Source organism: Trichococcus sp. (genome assembly GCF_049589555.1).
GTDB lineage: Bacteria > Bacillota > Bacilli > Lactobacillales > Aerococcaceae > Trichococcus.
In genome coordinates, this window is record NZ_JBAWAZ010000048.1 from 1 (window position 1) to 5,223 (window position 5,223).

General features: G+C 48.3%; 4 protein-coding genes. All 4 read left to right on the top strand.

Translation table 11 applies throughout. The features are described 5' to 3' along the window. Positions 1-127: 127 nt before the first annotated feature. Positions 128-2,530, top strand: a complete 2,403-nt coding sequence (locus WBV27_RS02385) for an alpha-L-rhamnosidase N-terminal domain-containing protein (RefSeq protein WP_424199076.1) — start codon at positions 128-130, stop codon at positions 2,528-2,530. A 65-nt stretch (positions 2,531-2,595) separates the two neighbouring features. Then, complete coding sequence (locus WBV27_RS02390) at positions 2,596-4,341, top strand: alpha/beta hydrolase family esterase (RefSeq protein ID WP_424199078.1); 1,746 nt, start codon at positions 2,596-2,598, stop codon at positions 4,339-4,341. A 256-nt stretch (positions 4,342-4,597) separates the two neighbouring features. Continuing rightward, the gene (locus tag WBV27_RS02395) at positions 4,598-4,798 is read left to right on the top strand and encodes a hypothetical protein (RefSeq protein WP_424199080.1); all 201 of its coding nucleotides are present in this window, start codon (positions 4,598-4,600) and stop codon (positions 4,796-4,798) included. Between the two features lie 247 nt (positions 4,799-5,045). Next, positions 5,046-5,223: cold-shock protein (locus WBV27_RS02400; RefSeq protein WP_424199082.1), on the top strand; the 178-nt coding region annotated here is incomplete at its 3' end.

A 5,223-nucleotide genomic window follows, 5' to 3' on the forward strand; every position in this document is an offset into this window, starting at 1 on the left:
CACGACATTGGTTTGGATTCCGTTTGTCCGGATGGCCGATAAGCAGCATTACAAAGAGGAAAATGAAATGGACAGCACAGGTTCGGATTCGGATTCGGTTGTCCATGAAGCAGAAGGAATCCGTTAAATGACCGCAACGGATCCATTGGCGATAAACGGAATGGTCCTACCATTGAGTGACAGTCTGTGTCAGGCCAGCTGGATCACGCGGTTGGACAATCCGCTTGAAAAGGAAGCAGAATTTTTGAACGAACGGCCCAACATCATCCTGGAGAAGGAATTCGATGTCTCAGATGAAATCAAAGAGGCGTCAATCGATATCTGCGGCTTGGGATATTACACCTTGTCCGTCAACGGGCATAGTATAGGCGATTCCTACTTGAACAACGATGTGACGAATTACGACAAAACGGTCTATTACGACTCCTATGACATCAGAAAATATTTGAAACAGGGCAGAAACAAGCTGTCGGTGGAACTGGCGAATGGTTGGTACAATGCGGCTCCCATCACCATTTTGGGTAAATACAATGTGCGCAAGCAGCTCGCTGTCGGCAAGCCTTGCCTGATCAGTCAACTGACGATCACGACTGCTGCAGATGAAAAAATCGTGATCGCCTCGGATTCGAGCTGGGAAAGCAAGCCCGGCAACTATCTGTTCAATAATCTGTACATCGGGGAAGTCGTGACGGATGCTGATCCGGTGACAGACACAAAACAGAAGACGGTGAAAATCGCCGGACCGGGAGGCCGTTTGACGCCCGGTTTCATCCCAAAGATCAAGCGGCAGAAGCATTACCTTCCTGCCGTGGTAGCGAACTGCTCTGCAAACGGAGGCATCCTGATCGATTTCGGGACGATCCTGTCCGGGCATTTCCTTTGCGACATCGCCGCCGCTTATCTGGGCCAGGTCACTTTTCTGTACGCCGAGGAACTGAATGCTGATGGAACCATTAGTTTTGATTCCAGCATCAGCGGAACCTACGGTGTGACGGATGAGGAGCATGGCATAGACACGGGTGATCCGATCATCCAGAAGGACGTCATCAAGAAAAATAAACAAGAAATTTTCCGATTTGAAAATCAGTACTGCTATCACTCCTTCCGTTATGTGCTTGTGAATACAGAATCGTACACAGGCGCGCTGGAGGAGCTGCTATCCAATATCCAGGCTTACAGTGTATACACAGATCTCGCGTCAGTGAGCCGGTTCGAATCGTCTTCGGATGAGTTGAACCGGTTGTGGGATGCGGCCCGGAATACCCGCCTGAACAATATCCATTCCTACTTCGAAGACTGCACAAGGGAACGTTTCGGCTATGGCGGTGATATCGTCGCGTTGTTGGATTCCCACCTCTACAGCCACGATGTGCACAATCTGCTGAAGAAAGTCTTTATGGACTTCGCTAATGATCAGACACCGGAAGGCGGGATCCCGCAGACTGCCCCTTACGTCGGCATCATGACGAACGGAACTTCCAACAGGGCCGGTTCCTTGGGCTGGCAGCTGGTTTTCCCGGTGCTTGCTGCAAAAATTGAGCAGTATTACCAAGATAAGGCTTTTGTGCAAGAACATCTGCCTGAATTGGTGAAGCATCTGGAATATCTGCTGGCATTCGATTTTGACTACATCCGTTACTGTTGTCTCGGCGACTGGGGATCAGTCGATGCCAGCATCCAGAACAAGCGCATCGTCTCGCCCGATCAGGAGTTCTGTTCGGCCAGCATGTATCTGACCCTTTTGGAGGAATACAAAGCGTTGTTTGCTGCGCACGATGTTTCTGAAACGATGATGGAAACCTTGGGATTGCGCATCGTTGAAGCTAGAAGTGCAATCATCGGTCTGTTCCGCAATGAGGACGGCAGTTTTGCCTCGGGAACGCAATCGAGTACTATTTTCGCCTTGAAGGCGTGTCTTTTCCGGGATGGCGAGGAGCAACGTGCCCTTGAAGCAAAACTGGTCCAACGCATCCACGATGATGCCGGCATTTTTCGCTTCGGCATTTTCGGAATGTCGTGGGCATACGCCATCCTATCCGAGCTGGGCGAAGACGATATGATCTACAATTGGCTGTCCCGCCGCCAGGAACCGAATTATCTTGGCATGCTGGCGAACGGCAATCAGACTTTGAGTGAATATTTCCCGCTGCAGCAAGGAACGAATACGGTGCAAGGCTCATTGAACCATGCGATGTATTCTTCATACACGGCCTGGATGATGGAAAAACTGGTTGGCATTTCCGTCAAAAAAGGTCGCAGCATTCAATTGGTTCCTTATTTCGCGACGGATCTGACAGAAGTGAGTGGTTCGCTCCTCACTTCGCAAGGGGAAATCGAAGCGCAGTGGGAGCGGCTTGATGACAATGGAATCATGTACAGCGTAACACTTCCGGAATCGTTGGATTACGATTTCCGCTTAGGCGAAGCGTATCGAATCATCAACAAAGAGATTACAGCCGCGGAAGGCGATCGCCAGACAATCAGGCTGTCGCTCCAGAAGGCGGATCCAATCGAAGCCATAGGACGGTGAAATGTTTGAGCCTTTCCTGTCCGGAGTTGCTGGAATGACCATTTCAAAATAATGGAGGCAAAAAGATGAATATCAAAAAAATCGGCCAAGCGGCCCTGCTGATGGCGCTGCTGAACCTTGGTGCCTGCGCGGCTCCTTCAGAAACGGCGGAATCAGTTGCAAGTTCGCCGGAAACAGGCATCACTTTAGAAGAATCGGAAACAGATGAAGCGTCACAATTGCATTACTTTGTCTACGATGCCATGAAGGACGGGTTCGTAAGTTCACGCTCGGATGTGCTGACGCCAACCTTCTATATTTACGCAGGGCAAAAGACCGAGGCGGAAGCAGAAGAACTGTTGGCCGAAATCGGACTGTTGCCGGATGTCCAGGAATGGGCGGGGCAAGCCTACGTGATCAATCCCCTTAATGAGGGAGGTTATCAAGCGGAGGATGCGGAAGCCTTCATCAAACTGTTGGCGAAAGCGCCTGTGAAGAACGTCAAAGTGATCGCGTTGGATGAAGGTGCGACCTTCGCCAACAATTTCCTGGCGCAGAAAAGCTATGCGATTGCAGGGATGATGCTGTACGGCGGGGATATCGAAGCTGACAGCACTTCGACGACGCCAGTTCCCGTATACCTCAGCAATGCCGGAGAAGCTATAACAGATTTCTACACCTCAGCCAATGCAGCCGAGGAACAGCTGACAGAGGACGATCTGGCCGTTTACCGCAATCAGGATAATGAGTTCCAGCAGGTCGTTGTGAACGCGGAAGAAGAAACCGTGCAGGAAGCCTATGCCAATGCTTGGGAACACGTCTTCTCGAAAAATTACCGCATGCATAACGAGCTGACGGAATTTTACATGGCAGACGTCAGCAAATACACAGATCCTTACCCGTTTGTTGGGGTGCCGAATTTTGAGGAGTTGGGCATCACCTATAACCAGATGATTGCCGAACCCGTCAACGGGGAAGGAGCGTATACCTGGTACGAATACATCCCTGAAGCAACAATGGGCCAGGATGAAAATACCGTTCCGTTGATCGTGACGCTTCACGGCTTTGCGAACGATCCGAGACTGCAGGGAGATGCCAGCGGTTGGGCCGAATTGGCGGCTGAAGAGAATCTGATCGTCGTTTCGCCTGAATGGCAAGACAAAGAAGTGAATTTCGGCGGAATCGAGGGATTGGGTGAGGAAGGTGTCCTGAATCTGATCGAGGATCTGAAAGCAAAATATCCGCAGATCGACCCTTCGCGGATCTATCTGACGGGCTTGTCGGCAGGCGGATCCAAAGCTACATTGATGGGAGTCAAATATCCGGGCATTTTCGCGGCAGTGGCAGCTGTCTCGTCACCTGGTGTCGACAAACAGGAACTTACCGCAATCGCGGAAACCTATGCAGGGCCTGAAGTGCCTTATCTTTACATCTGCGGCGATCACGATAATTTCCAGATGATCCCTGTGGACGGTTCTGGACAATTCGGCACACCGGGCATTTTCCAGAATGACCCGAACGTCGATATGTTCCCGTTCCTCCAAGCATACCAAAAAATCAATCAGCTTGAGGTAGCACCGCAGTACGATCTGTCGTTGAATGAATTCTACGGCGTGGCGTTGGACAATCAGGAATGGACGTCACTAGGCGAAAAACAGATGCTGGTCGGGACGGCCTCAAATGCAAACGGCGTTATGATGAAATTGGCTGCCGTCAAGGACCTGGCGCATTGGAACTACAAACCGGAAGCTGCATTCATCTGGGACTTCTTCAATGACTATCAGAGAAATACCGAGAACGGCGCACTGATCATCAACAGTTCGGAAGAATAACCGGCTGAAGTAATATCATTTCTTATTTGAATAGAAAACCAAAGGGGAAACCCTTGAAGGAATTGGGTTTATACCTTTTCTTTCAAGGGTTTTTCTATATTCGAATAACAGTTATCGATTATATTGCTGCTTCTTGCATAAAATTCTGTATATATTTTGAAAAGAAGGGTATAATGAAAGCGTTACCTGATCAATGCGGAAGAACCATTATCTTATCCGATCGTTCAGGCTAACAACGACATAGGAGGCGGTTGCGATGACAATGAAGAAATTCCAAGTGGAGCTACCCGAAGACATGCTTGAAAAAATGAGAAAAGGGTATGCCGCTAAAAGAAGACAGGGCGGATACGATGTAAAAGATATCAGCGATGAAGATCTGGCTGAATATTTCATGAGTATGGGCTTAAATTATGTCGACAGAAAAATATCCGAAATCCTTGATAAAGAAAAAAAATAAAGAAAACAAGAGAAGCGATCCTTACGGAATCGCTTCTCTTTTGCTCTATTTGCTGTTTTTATGTTTGATTTTTTGATGCTTGGAGTCACAAGAAAAGAAGATAGGGCTTGCACAATCAAAAAATCCATGGTACAATGACTTTAACATTTTGTGAAGCGCAGAAAAGAATTGTTTCAAAACATTCCGATTCGTAACGTTAGCAACAATGTATCATAAAGTGCAAAACGCACGAGGAGGATTTTCAATTATGGAACAAGGTACAGTTAAATGGTTTAACGCAGAAAAAGGTTTTGGTTTTATCGAACGCGAAAACGGAGACGATGTATTCGTACATTTCTCAGCTATCCAATCTGAAGGTTTCAAATCTTTAGAAGAAGGCCAAGCAGTAACTTTCAGCGTAGAAGAAGGTAACCGTGGACCTCAAG